General features: G+C 67.6%; 19 protein-coding genes. 9 read left to right on the plus strand and 10 right to left on the minus strand.

All coding sequences use genetic code 11. The annotated features are described in order from the left end of the window. Positions 1 to 36: 36 nt before the first annotated feature. From F5X71_RS29850 to F5X71_RS29875, 6 genes are all read right to left on the minus strand, one after another. Entirely contained in the window at positions 37 to 552 is a 516-nt protein-coding gene (locus tag F5X71_RS29850) for a hypothetical protein (RefSeq protein ID WP_167464995.1), read from the minus strand. Between the two features lie 146 nt (positions 553 to 698). After that, positions 699 to 1,142 carry a hypothetical protein gene (locus tag F5X71_RS29855; RefSeq protein ID WP_167464996.1) on the minus strand — a complete coding sequence of 148 codons (444 nt, stop codon included), beginning with the start codon at positions 1,140 to 1,142 and terminating at the stop codon, positions 699 to 701. 353 nt (positions 1,143 to 1,495) lie between these two features. Further along, positions 1,496 to 2,374 carry an SAM-dependent methyltransferase gene (locus F5X71_RS29860; protein ID WP_167464997.1) on the minus strand — a complete coding sequence of 293 codons (879 nt, stop codon included), beginning with the start codon at positions 2,372 to 2,374 and terminating at the stop codon, positions 1,496 to 1,498. A 211-nt stretch (positions 2,375 to 2,585) separates the two neighbouring features. Then, positions 2,586 to 2,822, minus strand: a complete 237-nt coding sequence (locus tag F5X71_RS29865) for a hypothetical protein (RefSeq protein WP_167464998.1) — start codon at positions 2,820 to 2,822, stop codon at positions 2,586 to 2,588. Positions 2,823 to 2,825: 3 nt separating this feature from the next. After that, positions 2,826 to 2,978, minus strand: a complete 153-nt coding sequence (locus F5X71_RS29870; protein ID WP_167464999.1) for a hypothetical protein — start codon at positions 2,976 to 2,978, stop codon at positions 2,826 to 2,828. A gap of 94 nt (positions 2,979 to 3,072) precedes the next feature. Continuing rightward, a complete protein-coding gene (locus F5X71_RS29875) occupies positions 3,073 to 3,558 on the minus strand; it encodes a DNA-directed RNA polymerase subunit beta (protein ID WP_167465000.1) in 486 nt (161 codons plus the stop codon). Positions 3,559 to 3,804: 246 nt separating this feature from the next. On the opposite strand from F5X71_RS29875, the gene F5X71_RS29880 reads away from it, so the two are divergent. The 4 genes from F5X71_RS29880 (at position 3,805) to F5X71_RS29895 (ending at position 10,906) form a co-directional block, all read left to right on the plus strand. Beyond that, positions 3,805 to 4,686: a helix-turn-helix domain-containing protein gene (locus F5X71_RS29880; protein WP_167465001.1), complete on the plus strand. Its 882-nt coding sequence runs from the start codon at positions 3,805 to 3,807 to the stop codon at positions 4,684 to 4,686. After that, positions 4,683 to 4,889 (plus strand): DUF397 domain-containing protein, encoded by a 207-nt coding sequence (locus tag F5X71_RS29885; protein ID WP_167465002.1) that lies wholly within the window; start codon positions 4,683 to 4,685, stop codon positions 4,887 to 4,889. Before F5X71_RS29880 ends, F5X71_RS29885 begins: the two co-directional genes overlap by 4 nt. Positions 4,890 to 5,441: 552 nt before the next feature. Further along, positions 5,442 to 7,223, plus strand: coding sequence for a DEAD/DEAH box helicase (locus F5X71_RS29890; RefSeq protein WP_167465003.1), 1,782 nt, complete (start codon positions 5,442 to 5,444; stop codon positions 7,221 to 7,223). A gap of 311 nt (positions 7,224 to 7,534) precedes the next feature. Next, on the plus strand, positions 7,535 to 10,906 hold the full coding sequence (locus tag F5X71_RS29895; RefSeq protein ID WP_238815550.1) for an AAA domain-containing protein: 3,372 nt from the start codon (positions 7,535 to 7,537) through the stop codon (positions 10,904 to 10,906). Positions 10,907 to 10,919: 13 nt separating this feature from the next. On the opposite strand, the gene F5X71_RS29900 is transcribed toward F5X71_RS29895, so the two are convergent. Both F5X71_RS29900 and F5X71_RS29905 read right to left on the minus strand, forming a co-directional pair. Then, positions 10,920 to 12,098 carry an amino acid deaminase/aldolase gene (locus F5X71_RS29900; RefSeq protein WP_167465005.1) on the minus strand — a complete coding sequence of 393 codons (1,179 nt, stop codon included), beginning with the start codon at positions 12,096 to 12,098 and terminating at the stop codon, positions 10,920 to 10,922. Between the two features lie 47 nt (positions 12,099 to 12,145). Continuing rightward, positions 12,146 to 12,625 (minus strand): TetR family transcriptional regulator, encoded by a 480-nt coding sequence (locus F5X71_RS29905; RefSeq protein ID WP_167465006.1) that lies wholly within the window; start codon positions 12,623 to 12,625, stop codon positions 12,146 to 12,148. A 415-nt stretch (positions 12,626 to 13,040) separates the two neighbouring features. Between F5X71_RS29905 and F5X71_RS29910 the strand changes: the two genes are divergently transcribed. Next, on the plus strand, positions 13,041 to 13,787 hold the full coding sequence (locus tag F5X71_RS29910) for a tyrosine-protein phosphatase (protein WP_167465007.1): 747 nt from the start codon (positions 13,041 to 13,043) through the stop codon (positions 13,785 to 13,787). 7 nt (positions 13,788 to 13,794) lie between these two features. Here the strand turns inward: F5X71_RS29910 and F5X71_RS29915 are convergent, their stop codons facing one another. Together F5X71_RS29915 and F5X71_RS29920 are read right to left on the minus strand one after the other, a co-directional pair. Beyond that, the gene (locus F5X71_RS29915; RefSeq protein WP_167465008.1) at positions 13,795 to 15,066 is read right to left on the minus strand and encodes a class I adenylate-forming enzyme family protein; all 1,272 of its coding nucleotides are present in this window, start codon (positions 15,064 to 15,066) and stop codon (positions 13,795 to 13,797) included. A gap of 106 nt (positions 15,067 to 15,172) precedes the next feature. Continuing rightward, positions 15,173 to 15,967 carry an enoyl-CoA hydratase/isomerase family protein gene (locus tag F5X71_RS29920; RefSeq protein WP_167465009.1) on the minus strand — a complete coding sequence of 265 codons (795 nt, stop codon included), beginning with the start codon at positions 15,965 to 15,967 and terminating at the stop codon, positions 15,173 to 15,175. 38 nt (positions 15,968 to 16,005) lie between these two features. On the opposite strand from F5X71_RS29920, the gene F5X71_RS29925 reads away from it, so the two are divergent. From F5X71_RS29925 to F5X71_RS29940, 4 genes are all read left to right on the plus strand, one after another. After that, entirely contained in the window at positions 16,006 to 17,028 is a 1,023-nt protein-coding gene (locus F5X71_RS29925) for a glutathione S-transferase family protein (protein WP_167465010.1), read from the plus strand. 145 nt (positions 17,029 to 17,173) lie between these two features. After that, on the plus strand, positions 17,174 to 17,905 hold the full coding sequence (locus tag F5X71_RS29930; RefSeq protein WP_167465011.1) for a hypothetical protein: 732 nt from the start codon (positions 17,174 to 17,176) through the stop codon (positions 17,903 to 17,905). Beyond that, on the plus strand, positions 17,902 to 18,897 hold the full coding sequence (locus F5X71_RS29935; protein ID WP_167465012.1) for an ATP-binding cassette domain-containing protein: 996 nt from the start codon (positions 17,902 to 17,904) through the stop codon (positions 18,895 to 18,897). Before F5X71_RS29930 ends, F5X71_RS29935 begins: the two co-directional genes overlap by 4 nt. After that, a complete protein-coding gene (locus tag F5X71_RS29940) occupies positions 18,894 to 19,676 on the plus strand; it encodes an ABC transporter permease (RefSeq protein WP_167465013.1) in 783 nt (260 codons plus the stop codon). Before F5X71_RS29935 ends, F5X71_RS29940 begins: the two co-directional genes overlap by 4 nt. The last annotated feature ends 27 nt before the right edge of the window (positions 19,677 to 19,703 follow it).

Raw genomic sequence — 19,703 nt, forward strand, 5'->3', positions numbered from 1 at the left:
ACCCCCGAATCTGAACTTTCGAACTAGAACGACCGATTATGAGCCGTCACGCGACGACGCGTACTCCTCCGCGAATTCGCGCATCATCCCGGCCATGCCGGAGAACATTCCGCCGTCGGCCGGATCATAGTCTTCGATCATGAGTTCCATCAACCCGTACGCAGTGTCGCCGCCGGTATGGAATCCGTATTTCAATATCGGATTCACATGATCGTAAAATGAATTCTCACGGCCGAACCATTCGTAGTCTTCCCAGTGTGCACCGGCGTACCTATGGAAGCATTCGCCCATGAAACAGATAAACGCATCCGTCATATCAGCTGCCTCTGGAGCCATTGCCGTAGTCATGTCGGGAAACAATTCACTCACAACCGCGTCGAGCTTCTCCAATTCCGGATCGCCTTCGGACCACGGAACGTCCGGAATATCGCGTAATCCCGCATAATCCATGAATTTCTGCACCTGGCGCCTGTGCCGGTCCGGGTCGACCCATTTACCCCACGCGGTTTGTGCAACGCCGAGGTCCATACTCAGCTGGTCGTCGGTACCCACGCTTACCCCTTCTCGTCATGGCCGGAACAGGTCATTGTCCCGCACTTCCGGGTCAAGATACAACCAACGGCCGACACATGCGCTGGGCGTGGCATGCTTGGCGAACTGGACGGCAAAGCTCACCGCTCAGGGTCTGATCGCTCAACCTAGGTCGATGTAGCAGTTGAGGGTTTGTTCAGATGCTCGGTCTTCGCCTTCCAAGCTGTGATGCCCTGGCGGAGTTCGTTGACCCTGATCGGTCCGATGTCCGCGATCTCCAGTAACTGGGCGTCAGTCTTTTCTGAGAGATCCGCCATGGTGTGAATTCCTTTGCGGCACAGAATGTGTTTGGTGAATGTGGCCATCCAGTCGAACTCGTGGGCTGGTTCTGCACCGTCCATGGACACCATCATGTCGCGTTGATGGAGGGTGTTGTACACCAGTCGTTGGATGCTGGGCTGGAGATCCCACTGGGCCAAGCCGCCGGAGGACGTGATGCGAACTTCGGTCAGTTCCCATTCGCCGGAGAATGTTTCGGTGATCGTTGTTTCGTACTCGACGCCGGGGCGTCCGTCGAGTGTGAAGGTGGCGCTCTTGGTCTGGATGCTCATACCGGTTGCCTCCATGTGGGTTGTCGCGTGTGGTTGCGGTTCGCGGGTGGTTTCTATTCGGTTACAGGTTGTCTCTGGTGATGCGGTCGTTGATCACCCGCGAGCCGGCCACCGCGCACGGCGTCCCGTCTCGGTTGGGATGCTCGGGAACCACCGCGTCCACGAGGTCGACGCTGGCTCCGCAGCCTGGGCAGGCTACGAGCACCAGGGACAATGAAATTGCTCGGATGACTGCTGCGCGGCAGGCAGACAGGTTCACGACGCGTTCGGTGCCAGTACTCGACACGGTTCCTTCCCTTGAGAGTCGCTGAAGCCGATCGGGATTCGCTCCGCAGCTGTCTGACACGTAGGTGTCAATCGGAGGACGCGGTTTTACGCGCTAGTCCCGCCCAGCCCGGCAGGCTCTTGCGGCGGGCAACTGTTCGCGGCCAGTGTTCTTCGCGTTCGATGGCAGGTCGCCATTTGCTGACAGCGACGACGCCCGGCTCTTCGAGTTCGAACCCGCCGAACAGTTCGGTGAACTCAGTGCGATCCCGGCTGCGGAAGGTGATCCCGTTGGCCTCGAAAAGAGCGCCGAGCCCGCGGTCCTGTGTGTCCCCGCTGGTACTGGCGTGGTCGCTGAGACTGGCCAGCATCAGGTAGGAACCCTGTGCCAGGTTTGCACGCAGTGCCGACATCAGGGCGTCCACCTCGCCAGGGACGTACTCCAGCACTGACACCAGCGAGACCGCGACCGGTTCCGAGAAGTCCAGCGACTCCTTGCAGCTTGCGAGAAGGGGCACCGGGTCGGTGAAGTCACCGTGCACGTAGGTCACCCGCCGCTGAGAAGCGAGCAGCGCGCGGGCATAGGTGGCGACCTGGGGGTCGAAGTCGGCATACACGACATGCACGGCGCTATTGAACAGCGCGGCGTGTTCGTGGAGGTACGGGGTTGCGGGCAGGCCGACCCCGAGGTCGATGAACTGTTTGATCTCACGCTCAATGATCAGGTACTTGGTCGCGTCGAACTGGAACGTGCGCGAAGCCAAAGCGGCGTCGGCGAGCCCTGGGCACTGACCGAGTTCTTCGGCAGCCCTAGTGTCGATGGGATAGTGATCTTTTCCCCGATGCCAAAAGTTGTGTATCCGTGCCGGATTCGGCTTGTCGAGCCGAAACGCTACGTTGGTTTGACCGTCGCGCAGCACACCATTCTCGTCGTAGTATATGGGCCGTCCGCTCATGAGCTGCTGCATGTGCGTACCACTTGGTTGGCGTTGTTCAGGTCGCGGGTGATCCGTTCACGCAATGACGCGGACAACTCCGGGCACTGTGCCAACGTGGGCTGGTGAGGCAGTGTCTTGATCGCGCCGCCACGACGGACGCTGAGCAGATGCACGACCCCCGTGACTGGGCGGACGAACCACCGAGCCGACTCGTTCTCAACAGTTGATTGTCGTATTCCTGTCATGGCGAATTCCTTTGCTGCATAGCGGTTCTGAGGGATTCGACGGTGGGGTCGTATAGCTGCTCACACGGCAGGCGGACCAGACCAGTTGCAGCGCCAGGGATTACAGCGATCTCGTCCAGGTAGTGGTGCATCTGTTCATCGGCAATCAGGGCCTCGGCGGCGTCCGCGCTTGCGGCGTAGTGAAGGACCACGCCGCCCAAGGCGATCTGTAGATGCACGGTCCTGGCGCTCATCGCTCACCGCTGCCCCTGATCCGTGGCCTCGATGGTCACGGTTGGTTGTTCAGCGAACGCCGCGCGGACTTCGAGCAGGCCAACGCGCTCGGCGGCGGCCGGCTCAGATTCCGTGTCGAAGTTTCGGAGCGCTTCGTAGAACACCTCGTACACCACAGCCGAAGGCAAAGGCCACGGGGTCAGCCCGGATAGCTTCGAAACCCGCTGCGGTAGAGCAGGTCTCGTATCAGATTGACCCGCCTCTGTTAGCTCAGACATGGCTGATCTTCCGGATTGGCTTGCGTAGGGGGCTGGTGCACGCTTCGATGGCATCGACTACGACGCGCCCCGAAGGGCGAAACGGCCCGGACGGTAGTTCGATCCATTCGCGAAATACCGAGCAACTGTCGCTAGGAGACGGCAATGCGATCGTCCCGCCGTCGCGGACCACCGACACCTCCCGACTGAACAGCGAGGCGAACAACGACGCGTCGAACGGAAGGTCCGGGACGATCAGGAACGACCAGTGATTCGACCGCGGATGCGACAAAATCGGACCGATCTGCGATCCCTGGCGATCCATTCGAATCCGCACAGCCGCGCCGAGCGGTGAGGGCATCATCAGCGCCCAGATCCGTCCGGCGCGCATCGAAATCCGCTGCAACTGCGGTGGGTCGACGACCGCTGGCAGGTCGCACACGCGCCGATAGAACTCGCACCGTGTGTGCAATGTGTTCCCGATGTCAGTGTGATCCATGGGTCCTCCCGTCGGGTGGCCCGGCCTCGGGGTCCGTAGCACCACGGGACCCCGAGGGCGAGAGAACCGGATTCCAGGGGAGTTCTCTCCGATCCGGGCCAGAATCAGCACACCATCAGTGATGTTGACGCACAATCACCTTTATGAATCTTCAGGAAAATTCTCCAGAACCCCCAGAGGGCCGTGCACCTGGGGTTTTATGTTCCTTCACTGTGAATGACAGCAACATTCATAGTGGAGTATCTAATGGCTGAAACAGGCTCCACGCTCCCTAAACGCCAGCTGGGCCGGCACCTCCGGGACTGGCGGCAACGCAACAACATGACGATCGCCCAGGCAGCCGAACTGATGGAGTGGAGCGAGTCGACACTTCAGAGACTGGAGACAGGCAACGCCGAGAAGATCCGATGGCGTGACGTCAAAGAGCTGTGTGGCCTCTACAACGTCCCCGGTGAACTGGCCCAAGCGTTCATCGGGCTAGCCCAGCAGGCGAACGTCAAATCGTGGTGGCACGAGTACGGCGACCTCATTCCGGAGAACTTCGACGTGTACGTGGACCTCGAATCGTCGGCAAGTCAGCTGACCGTCTACCAGCCTGACCTGATTCCTGGACTGCTACAAACGGCCGACTATGCCCGCCATCTCGCCCGCGACGCATACCCAGAGGACACCCCGTCCGAGTTGGCTGGTCGGGTACAGATCAAGATCCACCGACAATCCCTGATCACTCGCAGCCGCAAACCAGCCAAGCTGAACGTCGTGATCCACGAAGCCGCGTTACGGCGCGTTGTCGGTGGACCGCAGGTCATGGCCGCCCAACTGCGCCATCTCGCAGACCTCAGCACCGAAGCGAACATCACCATTCGACTGCTGCCGTTCACCGCAGGCGTGCCGATGGGCGATCCAATCGGACCTTTCGTCATTCTGTCGTTCGGGTTAGACCCGAAGGGTAAGCCCGTGGCACCGACGATCGTCTACCTGGAGAACTATCTTGGAGACCTATACCTGGAGAAACCAGTTGCGGTGGATCGCTACCATCGGGCGTATGAAGTGCTCGAAGACAGAGCGCTGACCGAGGTGGAGAGCCGAGATCGGTTTCGGCAGGTAGCAAGGGAGTACGCACCGTGAACGTTGACCTGTCCGGCGCTCAGTGGTTCAAGAGCAGTCGGTCCACCGGCGGAAAGGAATGCGTCGAAGTCGCGTTCCTTGAGGAAGGGCACGTTGGCGTCCGTGACTCCAAGGACCCGACCGGCCCGGCGCTTGTCTTCACTCCGGGCGAATGGGACGCGTTCGTGGCTGGCGCACGAGACGGCGAGTTTCAACGTCCGTAGACGCCCGCAGACCCGAGAACGCAGGCCCGATCCGATTCCACGGATCGGGCCTGTTGCATTGAGGCGTCGTTTCGACCCATACCGAGCCCGACCGATTGGAACGGCCCCCGAAGCGAGCCGGGCTGATGCCCAGAGTGACCGTTTGCGTGTGATGTCCGACACTCAATCCTGATAACGAATCGATAGCTGCGACTGAAAGATCACCGGCGTGTCGCAACATCGACACGCCGGTGACCGCGCCCAGGATGTCCCCGGTGGTTCTAAGGATCTGTACACATTCTCGCGGTTGTAACTGCCGCAGCGGGGGTGCGCCGGAGCAACCAGTGGTTGGGGTGTCCCTTAGCCGGGCCTGTTCGAGCCCAAGTACTGCCCTCTAGTCCGGGAGTCCTGGGAGTGCTCCGACCTCTACGAAATCCCTACGAAATCCAGCGGGAACCCTCCAGATCGCACCGGAGCTTCCCAGAGTTGCTAAATCGCTCCAGCCAGGTGTGATCAGTATGACCAGGACGGCGAGGGAAACATCTGGAAGCCAACCCAGTAAACTCCTGGTCAATGAGTACCAATCAGGTCGACAGCGTTCCTGGCGACAACGACAGGGACAACGACGGCCCGACTTTCGCCCATCTCGGCATCGATGACCGCATCCTCGCGGCCATCGCCGATGTGGGCTACGAGTCGCCGTCGCCGATTCAGGCTGCGACGATTCCGCCACTGCTGTCCGGCGCCGATGTGGTCGGCCTCGCACAGACCGGCACCGGCAAGACCGCGGCGTTCGCGATCCCGATCCTGATGGGTCTCGAAACTTCCGGCAAACTCCCGCAGTCGCTGGTCCTCGCGCCGACCAGGGAGCTCGCGATCCAGGTGGCCGAGGCGTTCGGCCGCTACGCCACCCATATCCCCGGGCTGCACGTGCTGCCGATCTACGGCGGCCAGGCCTACGGTGTCCAGCTGTCGGGCCTGCGCCGCGGCGCGCACGTGGTGGTCGGCACGCCGGGCCGGGTGATCGATCACCTGGAGAAGGGCACGCTCGACCTGTCGCAGCTGAAGTACCTCGTCCTCGACGAGGCCGACGAGATGCTGAAAATGGGCTTCCAGGAGGACGTCGAACGCATCCTCAAGGACACCCCGGCGGGCAAGCAGGTCGCCCTGTTCTCGGCGACCATGCCCGCGGCGATCCGCAAGATCTCCAAGCAGTACCTCAACGATCCGGTCGAGATCACCGTCAAGTCGAAGACCTCGACCGCCACCAACATCACCCAGCGCTGGGTGCAGGTCTCGCATCAGCGCAAGCTGGACGCGCTCACCCGGATCCTCGAGGTCGAGTCGTTCGAGGCGATGATCATCTTCGTGCGCACCAAGCAGGCCACCGAGGAGCTCGCCGAAAAGCTGCGCGCCAGGGGCTTTTCCGCGGCCGCGATCAACGGCGACATCGCGCAGAACCAGCGCGAGCGCACCATCGGTCACCTGAAGTCGGGCACGCTGGACATCCTCGTCGCCACCGACGTCGCCGCACGCGGCCTGGACGTGGACCGCATCTCGCACGTGGTCAACTACGACATCCCGCACGACACCGAGTCCTACGTGCACCGCATCGGCCGCACCGGCCGGGCCGGGCGCAGCGGTGAGGCACTGCTGTTCGTCGCCCCGCGCGAGCGGCACCTGCTCAAGGCGATCGAGCGCGCCACCCGGCATCCGCTGGAAGAGATGCAGCTACCCAGCGTGGACGACGTGAACGCCCAGCGCGTCGCCAAGTTCGGCGACGACATCACCGAGAGCCTGACCTCGGCCAACCTCGCGTTGTTCCGCAGGCTCATCGAGGATTACGAACGCGAGCACGACATTCCGCTGGTCGACATCGCGGCCGCGCTGGCCGTGCTCTCCCGCGACGGCGACAACTTCCTGATGCAGCCCGAGCCGCCGGAGCCGGTGCGCGAGCGCAGGGAACGGCCGCGCCGGTTCGAAGGCGAAGACGACCGTTCCGGTTTCGGCGGGCATCAGCGCCACACCGGCGCCGAGCTCGCGACCTATCGGATCAGCGTCGGCAAGCGGCACCGCGTGGTGCCCGGCGCGATCGTCGGCGCCATCGCGAACGAGGGCGGCCTGCGCCGCAGCGACTTCGGGCACATCAGCATCCGGCCCGACCACAGCCTGGTCGAGCTACCCGCGAACCTACCGCCGGAAACGCTGGAAGCATTGCGGCGCACCAGGATCAGCGGTGTGCTCATTCAACTCACGCCCGATCAGGGCCCGCCGGGACAGCGCTCGTTCGCCCGTGGCCCGCGCCGCGAGGGCGGCAACGGCAAGCGCACGGAACGGCGTAAGCCACGCTCCTGAACCGGGGAGGGTAAGCCGAGGTCAGACCGGCTAGCTACAGTGTTGCCGTCGGGTGCGTAATGAAGCAACTGAGCCCTGTGTCGAACTCCGGCCGGATGCATCCGTGGTTCAGCTCGTCGCCCGGCAACGACAACGCGGCCATGCGACGAGCCGAACCGCGGAGACGCCGGGTGTGACTTCGACACAGGACCCAGCGGCAGCGGGTGTCCCGCGCAAACTCGAGGCGTGATGAGCGACAATGGCGCGAGCCGCTCATCGATGTCGACCGGGTGGGGGTGTCCCGCAGAGACACAGGAGGGCCGCGTTTGTTCGTGTTCGGTGATCGTGTCGTCTGCTCCGCCGTCGATCTCGTGCGCGCGGCGCACTGTGAATTCGCGCTGCTGCGTGCCCTCGACACCGAACTCGGTACGGTCGCGGCCGATTCCGTGGCGACCGGCGCGACGCCCGCCGCGGCGCGGCAACGACCCGACCCGGCCAGGGACCGCAGGCTCAGCGACTTTCGCGCCCGCTTCGGCAGCGCGATGGTGCAGATCCCGGTGCCGCGACCCGAATCCGACGATCCCGAAGCCACCATCGCCGCCCTGCGCGCCGCCGCCGCCGAAACCACCGCGGCACTGCGTGCGGGCGCGCCGGTGATCTCCGGCGCCACCTTCTTCGACGGCGGCTTCGACTGCTCCTGCGATTTCCTGGTCCGCGCCGACCATCGGGTGCGCTACACCGTGCACGGCAGCGCGTCCGAGCGGCCCGAACGTGTCGGCGCCGCACTCGAACTCGCCGCCTGCGCCGACGCCGTCGACCACAGCGGCTCGCTGACCGGCCCGCTGGTGCGGCTGCACCTCGGCGCAGACAACACCGCGTACGCGGTGCACGACCTGGTCCCGGTGTATCGGGCGCGCCGCAGGCGCGTGGCGCACATCATGGAGGAGAAGCTCAGCGAACTGCTACCCGTGCAGTGGGGCGATCCGCGCTATCTCGCGTGCGGTCGCTGCCCGGTCTGCACCTCGGCCTCGGTGGCCGCGCGCGATCTGTTGCTGGTCGCAGGCATGGCGACCACCACGCGGGCCCGGCTGCGCGAGGCGGGCGTGCACACCATCGATCGGCTGGCCGGTACCGAGGGCACCGTGCGCGGAGTGCCGCCGCGCACCTTCGCCGCGCTGCGCAAGCAGGCCGAAATCCAGCTGCGCCGGGAGGATTCCGGCCTGCCGACGCACAGCCTGCTCGACCCGATCGCGCTCGGCGCGCTACCGCCGCCCTCCCCCGGCGACCTGTCGCTCACCGTCGAGGGTGGGGTGCGCAGCGCGCTGTCGGTGGAGGTCGGCGGGCCGGGCACGGTGCACCTGAGTTTCCGCGGACCGTTCGGCACCGAGGGGGTACCGGGCAGCGAAGCCGCCGGGCAGCGCCAGGCATTGGCGGAGGTGCTCGACTACCTCACGCAGCGCAGGCGGATGTATCCGGACATGCACGTCTATCACTACACCTCGGCGGTGCGCACCGCGCTGTTGCGGTGCAGCGGCAGTTCCGGTGTCGGGGAAGAGATCGTGGACGAACTGCTCTGCGACGGCGTGCTGGTCGATCTGTACCCGATCGTGCGCAACGCGTTGATCGTCGGGGAACGCTCCTATCGCCTGAGCAAGCTGGCGCAACTGCTGCCAGGGGCCGCGCATTCGCCCGCCGCGCAACGGGATTGCCTGACGGTGCTGCGGTTGCGGGACTGGCTGCTCGACCGCGCGGCCGAGCAGCGGATAGATCCGCAGGCGGTGACGCTGGAGCGGGCGGTGCCCTGGTGCCAGGTGCCGGGCCCGCAGGAGACCGAGCCCATGCCGCCGTCGCGCCCCTCCTCGTTCGAGGCGGCGCTCGCCGAATACGCGGCGGCGCAGGACCAACCGGGGCACGTGGCCGCGATGATGGCGGCGGCGCTCGGCTACCACCGCCGCGAACGCCAGCCGCTGTGGTGGGCGCACGTCGACCGGTTGAGCCATCCCGTCGACGAATGGGCCGACGCCCCGGGGGTGCTGATCGCCGAATGGGGCACCGTCGACACCAAGTGGCATCGCAGCCCGGACCGGCCGACCATGCGCCGCTATCTGACGCTGACCGGGCGGATCGGCTCGAGCTGGCTCGGCGGCGGTCCGGGACCCGCCACCGTGCTGACGCCGGGGACCACCGTCTACACCTTCTACGACCGGCCCGCGGCGGCAGGCATGGTCACCGCGGTCGGCCGCCGGGCCACCGCCGTCGCCACCGTGCTCGGCTGCTCGGTGGACGCCGAATTCGACGACACCGTGCGGCTGGAGGAACTGCTACCGGACAGCTGCGAACCCTACGACGAGCTACCGACCGCGATCGCGCCCGGCCTACCGGCCTGGGACGAACACGCCGAGATCGCAGTGGAATTCGCGGCACAGCAGTTGCTCGTCGCGCTGCCGGAGATCCCGGAGGGCGCCGTGTTCGATCTGCTCGCCCGCCGCGCGCCCCGGCTGCGCTCGGGCGCCGCGCTGCCCGAGGTGCACGGCGACCACGCCGCCGCGATCACCACCGCGGTACGCGCGCTCGACCATTCCTACGTGGCGGTGCAGGGCCCGTCCGGCACCGGTAAGACCGCCACCGCGGCCCGGGTGCTGGAACGCCTTGTCACCAAGGACAAGTGGCGCATCGGCATAGTCGGCCAGGCGCATTCGACGGTGGAGAACCTGCTCGACGCGGTGGTGCGGATCGGCGTGCTCCCGGAGCTGGTCGCCAAGAAGGACGCCGAATCGGTGGGCCCGGAGTGGGCCGTCATCGCGGCGAGCCGCTACCCGCGGTTCCTGGACAACGCCATCAGCGGCTGTGTGCTCGGCGGCACCACAACGGATTTCGCCAACGAGGACATGGTGCCGCGCGAAAGCCTCGACCTGCTGGTGATCGCCGACGCGGGCCGGTTCCCGCTGGCCGACGCGGTCGCGGCCGGGGTCAGCGCGCGAAACCTGTTGCTGCTCGGCGATCCGGTACCGCCCGTCCCGCACAGCGCGCACCCGGAGCCGGTCGGCGAATCGGTGCTCGGCTGGCTCGCCGAAGGGCGGCACACGCTGCCCGCGGCCCGCGGCTACTTCCTCGATCGCACCTGGCGGATGCATCCGAGCGTCTGCGACCCGATCTCCCGGCTCTACTACGACGGGCGACTGCGGTCCAACGAAACCATCACCCGGGCAAGGGAACTCGATGCCGAACCGGCCGGGGTGAGCACCGTCCTGGTGCCGCACCACGGCAACGCGACGGAGTCGGCGGAGGAGGCGCGCGAGGTGGTGCGGCGGGTGCGCGCGCTGCTCACCATGAACTGGAGCACCGGCACGACGACCCGGCGACTGCACCCGCACGACATCTTCGTCGTCACGCCCTACGCCGCCCAGGTGGGACGCATCCGAACACTGCTCGCGCGGGCCAAGATCGAGGACGTGCTCGTCGGCACGCCGGATCGTTTCCGCGGCCGGGAGGCCGCGGTGGTCCTGCTGTCGATGACCACGTCCAGCCCCGCCGACGCGCCCTACGGTATGCCGTTCCTGTTGTCGCGTGCCCTGATTCACGCCGCGCTGTGCCGCGCGATGTGGAAGGCGATCATCATCCGCTCACCACTGCTCACCGAGTACCTGCCCGCGAGCCCCGACGAGCTGCCCGATCTGGCCGGGTTCCTGCGCCTTTCGCGGTGAACACCGCGCCGCGTCAGCCGAAGCAGGTGCCCTCGCCGCGATAGGTGGGCACGGTGGTGCGAGTGCCGTCGGCGTCGACGAGGTGGATCCGCTCGAAACGTTCGCAGAGCTCGCCGGCTTTGGCGTGCCGGAACCAGACCCGGTCGCCGATCCGCAGTTGCGCGGCGCCCGCCAGCGGCGTCTGCACCTCGCCGGTGCCTTCGCTGCCGAGCAGCCGCAATCCGTTGGGCCACACCGGCTTCGGCGCACGAGATGGCCCGGTCGGGCCGGAGGCGATATACCCGCCCGCGAACACCGTCGCGATCGATGGCGTCGGACGGCGCAGCACCGACGTGGCGAAGAACAGCGCGGGGTGCGGGGCGAACGAGCGGTAGTGATCGAACAGCGTCGGCACGTACAGACCCGAACCCGCCGTCACCTCGGTGACCTCCGCGTCGGCGATGCTGACCTCGATGGAGCCGGTGCCGCCGCTGTTCACGATCTCGAGCTTGCCGGTCACCGATCGCACCGCGTCGAGCACGCGCGCGCGGCGCTTGGTGATCTCCGCCGCCGACGCCCGTTTCATCAGGCGCACAGCGACATTGGTGTCGGGCAGGCCCGCGATCTGCGCCTCGTAGGTCATCACGCCGACCACGTCGAAGCCGCGCCGCATCGCCTCGACCGCCAGCGCGGCGGCCTGCTCCGGGGTACGGATCGGCGAGCGCCGCACACCCAGGTGCAGCGGGCCGACGCGCAGCGAGGCGTCGACATCGACACAGACACGCGGGCGCACCCGGTCGGTGCCCAGCGCTGCACGGATGAGTTCGAGCTGCTCGACGTCGTCGACCATCAGGGTGATCGAGTCGCGGAGGATGTCGTCGGCGGCGAGTTCGGCCAGCGCGGCCCGGTCCACGGTCGGGTAGCCGAGCAGTACGTCACGGGCGCCGTGCCCGACCAACCAGATGGCCTCGGGCAGCGAGTAGGACATGATGCCGGCGAATCCGCCCGCGGCGGTGAGATCCTCGCCGAGCACCTCGGCGAGCACGGCCCGGCAGCGCACGGATTTACTGGCGACCCGAATGGGGACACCACGCGCCCGTTGCACCAGCCCGGCGGCATTCGCGCGCAGGGTGGCCAGATCGAGGGCGGCCAGCGGAGGATCGAGTTCGGCGGTGGCCGCGTGCAGACGCGCGAAGGGTGTCGGGGCGCTCACAAACCCACTCAACCACCAAACTGGTCAAACGTCCAGTATGCGCAGCGTCAGACTTCGGCGGCCCGCGTGGCCAGGCTGCTCACCAGATCGTCGAGCACCACCAGCATTGTTTCGTCATTGCAGTCGGCAAGCCAGCGCAACACGGTACCCTGCAGCACCGAAACCGCGTAGGTGGCGATGGCCTCCACCGGCTCGAGCCACTGCGCGCCCGAACGGTCGGCACACAGCCGCAGAAAAGCGGCGACCTCGCTGTCCATTTCCCGGTACACCGCCGTCGCGGCGGGGTCGGCGAGGCAATCGGTCTGCGCATCCCAGCGCTCCCGCAGCGTCTGCACCGTCGCTTCGTAGGCGCGGACCTGCTTGCACGGCGTGGCCTTGACCAGCGGCCAGTAGGCGCTGACACCGGCATGCAACAGCACGCGCAACGCGCGCACACCACCATGGTCCAGTGAGGCGGCCGCCTTTTCGACGGCCTCGCAGATGGTCGGCCGAAGCCGTACCTCCGCTATGTCTCCACGTACGCTCAACGACGACTCCCTCGGCGAAAAGAACTCGCGCACCCTCGTCGGCGCGACTCGCTGAACTTGGCGGGCACTCCGCTGGAAATACCAGGCTGCCCGGTCCAACGTTCATCAATGGTAGAGGGTTTTCGGGGTTTAAGAACAGGTTCAGTGGGGAATTCCGGACTGAAAGAATGTTTTGTTACCCAAACGGAACCATAGGGGTACCCCCCTGCCCTGCGCCGAAAACCTTCTCTCGGGGTCACTCTCGGCCCTGCCCGACCGGAAGTAGACCGTTGTCTACTGTACGTGCGGGTACACGAGACTCCCCGCCGCTGTGGCCGATCACACAGCCGAACGGCCCGAATCGGACATCCGTCCGTGCGAAACCCGATCCGGGAACGACACCCATCCGACGCCGACGGGCCGATAGCCTGGATCGGTGACTCTCTCGCCGCCTGCCGATCAGTACTTCATCTCCGGCACCTTCAACTTCCGCGACCTCGGCGGACTGCGCACCGTCGACGGCGCCAAGGTGCGCCCCGGCGTGCTGCTGCGCTCGGCCCAGCTCAGCGGCCTCGACGAGGCGGGCCTGACCGCCCTGCGTGAACTGCGCGTCAGCGACGTGCACGACCTGCGCGGCGAGCGCGAGATCGACCACATCGGCCACGACCGGGTGCCCGCGGAGGTCCGGGTGACGGTCACGCCGTTCGACTCGCGAATGGCCGAGGCGCCACCGCACCACGCCACCCCCGATTCGGCCTTCCGGCACATGCTCGAGGTCTACCGAATGTTCCCGGCCCTGCCCGAGGCGCACGCCGCGATCACCGCCATCGCCGAGTCGATCGTGCGCGGTGACGGCGCGGTGCTCGTGCACTGCGCCGCGGGCAAGGACCGGACCGGCTGGGCGGTGGCCACGCTGCTGCGCGCGGTCGGGGTGAGCGAGACCGACGTGCAGGCCGACTACCGGCAGAGCAACGGCGCCATCCCCGCGCTGCGCGCCATGATGACCACGAAACTGCTTGCCGGGGAAGAACTCTCGGTGGATCTGCTGGGCGTGCGCGACGAATACCTGACGATCGCGACCGACTCGATGCACGAACTGCACGGTGATGTGGACACCTATCTGACAACCGCGGGGATCACGCCGGAACTGCGCGCCCGGCTGCGTGAGCGAATGCTGGAGTGAGGCCGGTTCATTCGGCGCGGGCCGCGCCGCGGCGCACCAGCCCATCGGCGTCGATGGAGACCTGGTCGCCGGTGTGGAACCAGGTTCCGGTGAAACGGGCCGCGGTGGTCGTCGGATCGTTCCAGTAGCGCGGCGTGACATTCGGGCCGCGGCAGAGCAATTCGCCGTGACCGGCCGCCGCGCGCGGGCCGTACAGCGCCAATTCCGTACCGCCGAACGGGAATCCGAGCACCGCGCGGGCGTCGGCCGCGTCCGGGGCCAGCGACTCGTCCATGGCCAGGCCGATACCGCTGGTCTCGGTGGCACCCCAGACCGACCACTGCCGCGCGGCCGGGAACAGCGCGCGTAGTTCGGCGGCCAGATCCGCTGGAGTGGCAGGCGTCGCCGCCCGCTCGGCGCGATGGTCCGCCTTGCTGATCCTGGCGATGCCGCCGGTGTCCAGGCCGTCGGCCCGCCGCACGGCCAGCTCGGGCAACAGCCCGGCGAAGATCCGCGGTGTCGCCGACACCATGTCGATCCGTTCGGCCACAATGGCTTCCGCGAGCCCGCGGCAGTCCTTGGCGAGCACGACGGTGCCGCCGACCGCGAAGGTCGGCAGGAGCTGATCGACGCATCCGCTGGCGTGCGCCAGCGGCAGCAGCACCAGGTTGCGCAGGCCGTCGGTGGGCAGATCCAGGGCCGAAACCACCGAACGGATTGCCGAGAGCAGGTTTTCGTTGGTCAGCTCCACGCCCTTCGGGGCGGCAGCGGGGCACAGCGGGTTGCCGCTGGTGTAGCTGAGCAGGGCCAGATCCCCCAGTGCCGCACCGTCATCGATGAACGCGGCCCCGTCCGGCAGGTCCGCGCCGCGCGCGATATCGCGGCCGAGCACGAAATCGGCACTGCTGTCGGCGATCACCCGCTCGGCCACCGCATCGGGCAGGCCGTCGTGCACCAGCACCGGCACCGCGCCACTGAGCAACGCGCCGAGGAACGCCTGCACCCAGCGCACGCCAGCGGGCATGTGCACCGCGACCCGGTCGCCGTAGCCGATGCCGTGTTCCTGCAACCCGCCCGCGATCCGCGAGGCGGAGTGCCACAGCTCCCGATAGGTCAGCCGCGGGCCGCCGATCTCGACCACGGCCTCCCGGGTGGAGAACGCATGTACCTGTAGGTCGAGCAGTTCGGTGAGCGCGGGCGTCAGGTTGCCGTAGCGCAGCACGCCGTCGGCGCCGCGCGCCAACGGCGTATCACGCGCATGGGGACGAGACAGGGGGTATTCGACGAGCAACTGCGACATCCGTCCTCCGCACGCCTCGAGTCAGCAGGCACTGCGACTATATGATGCGCGTCACAATTTCGCGGTGATAGGCGATGAACGTGTCCTGCTTGTCACCCCCTCCCCGTCATTGCCCGGTATAGGTCGCCTTGCCCGGCCCGACCTCGAGGAAGCTGCGCACCGCGCCCTTCAGATCGGCGGTGTCGAACAGCGCGCCGGACACCTCGGGGGTCACCGAATCCGCGTGCGCCACACCGCCGGAACGCCACGCCTCGATGATCTTCTTGGTCGCGGCGTGCGCGACGGTCGGGCCCTGCGCGAGCCGGTGCGTCAATTCCCTTGCCGCCGTGTCGACGTCGTCGTGCACCGCGTTCACCACGCCCCACTCGGCCATGGTCGCCGCGTCGTACAGGTCGCCGGTCATCACGAACTCACGCGCGCGACCCGAGCCCGCCCGCTCGGCCAGCCGCTGCGGGCCGCCCATCGACGGGGTCAGTCCGACAACGGTTTCCACCAGCCCGAACTTCGCCTTCGGCGCGGCCAGGATGATGTCGCAGGCCAGCGCGATCTCGAAGGCGGCGGTCAGGGTCAGCCCGTGCGCGGCGAACACCACCGGGCACGGCAGCGCCTCGAGCGGGTGGATTATCCCCGCGAACAGGGTGCGCCACAGCTCTGCCCCCTGCTGGGGGGACAACCCATCGAAGACGTGTACATCGACGCCACCCGAGACCACCTTGCCCTCGGCGCGCAGCAGGACCGCGCGCGGCGGGTCGGCGGCGAGGTCGGCGATGTCCGAGGTCAGGGCGTCGAGCATGGCCTGATCGAAGAGGTTCAGCGGTGGATGGGCCAGCGTCAGGGTCGCCACCTGCGCGCCGCCATCGGTGCTCTGCCGTTCCAGGCGCGTGGCCTTGGTGTCTGTCATGCCCTGAGCCTAGGACCACTTTCTGCCAGACTGTTCGGGTGACCAAGTCGGTGGAAAACGGTTCCTACGTCGAGCCTGGCGAGTTCAAGCGGGATACGAACTACATCACCACCCGGATCACGGCCGACGGCCGCGACGGCTATCCGGTCGAACCCGGCCGCTACCGGCTGGTGGCGGCGCGAGCCTGCCCATGGGCCAACCGGACATTGATCGTGCGCAGGCTGCTCGGCCTCGAGGACGTGCTCTCGCTCGGCCTGTGCGGGCCGACCCACGACAAACTCAGCTGGACCTTCGACCTCGATCCCGGCGGGGTGGACCCGGTGCTCGGCATCCCCAGGCTGCGCGACGCCTACCTGGCCAGATTCCCCGACTACCCGCGCGGCATCACCGTGCCCGCGGTGGTCGACGTGCCGACCGGGCAGGTGGTCACCAACGACTACGCGCAGATCACCCTGGATTTCTCCACCGAGTGGACCGCCTTCCATCGCGACGGCGCGCCGCAGCTGTATCCGGAGGCGCTGCGCGCGGAGATCGACGAGGTCAACCTCGCCGTCTTCCGTGACGTGAACAACGGCGTGTACCGCTGCGGGTTCGCCGGCACGCAGGACGCGTACGAGGCCGCCTATGATCGGCTTTTCGCCCGCCTGGACTGGCTCTCCGAACGCCTTGCGACGCAACGCTATCTGGTCGGTGACACGATCACCGAGGCCGATGTGCGGCTGTTCACCACGCTGGTCCGGTTCGATCCGGTCTATCACGGCCATTTCAAGTGCAACCGGTCCAAGCTCACCGAGCTGCCGGTGCTGTGGGCGTACGCGCGTGACCTCTACCAGACCCCCGGATTCGGCGACACCGTCGATTTCGCGCAGATCAAGCAGCACTACTACGTGGTGCACCGCGACATCAATCCGACCGGCGTCGTGCCGAAGGGACCGGAGCTGACGAACTGGCTGACCCCGCACGGCCGGGAAGGCTTGGGCGGGCGCCCCTTCGGCGACGGCACCCCGCCGCCACCGCCCGCGCGGGCCGAGCAGGTGCCCGCGGCGCATCGCCCGAACTGATCCGGCGAATCGGATCGGCTGGAACCGATCCGGCTGGGTACATCGTTGTCATGACGAGCTGTGGACGGTGACCGCGGCGTCCGGCGAGCCGACGCGCCGGTGCCCTACAGTTCAACCAGCAGACCGGAAGAGGAGGGTGCCGCCGATGTTCAAAGGCGCGTTCGAGAAGACGGTGGTTCAGCTGCTCGATACGGGGTCTCGCCTACAGGCCCCCGCGGTCGCGAAATATGTCGATCGAATCCGGCGTGCCCATCCCGACGAAACCCCGGCGCAGGTGATCACGCGCCTGGAGAACCAGTACCTGCTCGCGGTGACCGGCAGCGGCGGCGCCGTCGGCGCGACGGCCGCGGTACCCGGCGTCGGCACCGTCGCGGCGGTCGCCGCGGTCAGCGCCGAGACCACGTTCTTCATGGAGGTCTCGGCGCTGTTCACGTTGGCGGTGGCGGCGGTGCACGGCATCTCCCCCGACGACAAGGAACAGCGCAGAGCCCTGGTGCTCGCCGTGGTGCTCGGCGAGGGCGGCATGGAGATCGTGCAGAAGACCGTCGGCACCTCGGCCAAGAACTGGGGCACGGTGTTCGCGAACCGGATCCCCGGTCTCTCCTCCATGAACGATTCGCTGCTCAAGCGTTTCATCATCCGCTTCATCACCCGGCGCGCCGCGCTGATGGCGGGCAAGGTGGTGCCAGCGGGCATCGGCGCGGTGATCGGCGGCGTCGGCAACCGGGCGATGGGCAAGTCCACGATCGAGAACGCGCGCAAGGCTTTCGGGCCCGCGCCGGTGGTCTGGCCCGCCGACCGGCATCTGATCATCGACGCCGACCCGCTCACCGCGATCGATCCGGTCCAGCCGCAACCGCCGACGACGCCGCGGTGAGCGCCGTGCGCCCACTCGCCTTCGCCGTGCGCGGGCTGACCAAGCGGTACGGGCTGGTCTCGGCCGTCGAGAACGTGAGCTTCGCCGTGCCGTCGGGCAGCACCGCCGCGCTGGTCGGACCGCGCGGGGCGGGCAAGTCGACGATCGTCGGCATCTTGCTCGGGCTGCTGGAACCGACCTCGGGCACCGCCTCGATCGGCGGGCCCGGCACGGATCGATCCCGTGCCGGCGCGACGAGCTCCGCGCATGTGGTCGGTGGTGTCCTGGCACCGCGCGGCATCCATCCCGGCCGCAGTGCCCGCGATCACCTCTGGGTGTACGCGGCGGCGGTCGGCGTGCCGGACGCGCGGGTGCGGGAGGTGCTCGACGCCGTCGGGCTCGCCGCGGCGGCCGACACCAGGTGCGCGGCGCTCTCGGCGGGACAGCAGACCCGGCTTGCCCTGGCCACCGCCCTGCTCGCCGACCCGCCGCTGCTGGTCCTCGACGAGCCGATGGCGGGCCTCGACGCCGCGGAACGTGGCTGGCTGCAAGAGTTTCTGCGCAGGCACGCACAACGCGGCGGCAGCGCCGTACTGACCAGCGAGAGCCTGGCCGCCGTGCTGCCGGGCACGGACGAGGTGATCGTGCTGAACGCGGGCGCGGTGGTGTACGCGGGCAGCCCGGCCAAGCTGCGGCGCGGGCACCCGGACCGGCTCGTCGTCGCCGCGTCCACGCCCATCGCGCTGGCGACCACGCTGGCCGCGCGCGGCTTCACCGACGCCGTCATCCGGCCCGACGGCAGGCTCGCGGTCGCCGAGGCCACCGAGGCCGAGATCCGCGATGCCGCCGCGGCGGCCCAGGTGCGGCTGGACAGCGTCATACCCGACCTGATCCACCCCGACCGGGTGCTCGCCGCGCTGACCAAACCGCCGACTCCGGCGCCCGCGCACTACCCGGGCCTGTCCGGAACCGCGGCCCCGACGCCGCCGATGAGCTACGGGATTCCACGATGAGCATCACCCTGCCGCCCGACCTCGTCCCGTCCCTGTACACCGAGGTGCGCAAGGTCGTCACGCTGCGGCCGAGCCGGCTCCTCGCGAGCCTGCCGCTGACCATCACGCTGATCGCGAGTGTGGCCGCGGCGCTGCTGGCGGGCAAACCGGACCCCAGGGGCGAACCCGTCACGGGCGCCGCGACCAACGGCCTCTACCTCGGCCTCGCCGCGGTCGCCGTCGCGGCCGTGGTGTTCGGGGCGCTCGGCAGCGGCGCGGAATTCCGGTACCGCTCGATGCCGGTCACCGCGCTGTTCAGCGCCGATCGGGACCGGCTCGCCCTCGCGAAACTGGTCGTCACCGGGGTGTTCGCGGCGGTGGCCGCGCTCGCGGTGGAACTGGTCGCGCTCGCGGCGCTGTTCGGCCTCGGGCGCGGCAAATTCCAGGTCGGCCTCGAACTGTTCGCCGTGCTCGGCGGCGGTCTGCTCGCCGCGATCTGCTGGTCGCTGCTCGGTGCCGGGCTCGGCCTGCTGCTGCGGTCCCCCAGCACGGCGCTGCTCGCGGTGTTCGGCTGGCTGATCGTCGTCGAACCGCTGATCTGGGTGGTCGCGCACAGCCTCGGCATCGACGGATTCGTCACGCTGCTGCCGGGCTCGGCCACCATCAGCACCATCGCCATCGGCTCCTTCACCGACAACGCCTTCCTCGCCCCCGGGCCGGTCGGGGTGGTGGTCCTGTTGCTGTGGACCGCGGGCATCGCCGGCGCGGGCTGGTGGCTGCTGCGTACCCGCGATCTCTGACCGTGCGGGCCGCCGCGGGAACAAATG

This window comes from Nocardia brasiliensis (genome assembly GCF_011801125.1).
GTDB classification, from domain to species: Bacteria; Actinomycetota; Actinomycetes; order Mycobacteriales; family Mycobacteriaceae; genus Nocardia; species Nocardia brasiliensis_C.

Excerpts from the sequence above, each read along its gene's own strand:
- F5X71_RS29865 (WP_167464998.1), bottom strand. The coding sequence starts at position 2,822 with ATGAGCGCCAGGACCGTGCATCTACAGATCGCCTTGGGCGGCGTGGTC.
- F5X71_RS29915 (WP_167465008.1), bottom strand. The coding sequence starts at position 15,066 with ATGTCGCAGTTGCTCGTCGAATACCCCCTGTCTCGTCCCCATGCGCGT.
- F5X71_RS29855 (WP_167464996.1), bottom strand. The coding sequence starts at position 1,142 with ATGAGCATCCAGACCAAGAGCGCCACCTTCACACTCGACGGACGCCCC.
- F5X71_RS29890 (WP_167465003.1), top strand. The coding sequence starts at position 5,442 with ATGAGTACCAATCAGGTCGACAGCGTTCCTGGCGACAACGACAGGGAC.
- F5X71_RS29860 (WP_167464997.1), bottom strand. The coding sequence starts at position 2,374 with ATGCAGCAGCTCATGAGCGGACGGCCCATATACTACGACGAGAATGGT.
- F5X71_RS29930 (WP_167465011.1), top strand. The coding sequence starts at position 17,174 with ATGTTCAAAGGCGCGTTCGAGAAGACGGTGGTTCAGCTGCTCGATACG.
- F5X71_RS29875 (WP_167465000.1), bottom strand. The coding sequence starts at position 3,558 with ATGGATCACACTGACATCGGGAACACATTGCACACACGGTGCGAGTTC.
- F5X71_RS29920 (WP_167465009.1), bottom strand. The coding sequence starts at position 15,967 with ATGACAGACACCAAGGCCACGCGCCTGGAACGGCAGAGCACCGATGGC.
- F5X71_RS29940 (WP_167465013.1), top strand. The coding sequence starts at position 18,894 with ATGAGCATCACCCTGCCGCCCGACCTCGTCCCGTCCCTGTACACCGAG.
- F5X71_RS29880 (WP_167465001.1), top strand. The coding sequence starts at position 3,805 with ATGGCTGAAACAGGCTCCACGCTCCCTAAACGCCAGCTGGGCCGGCAC.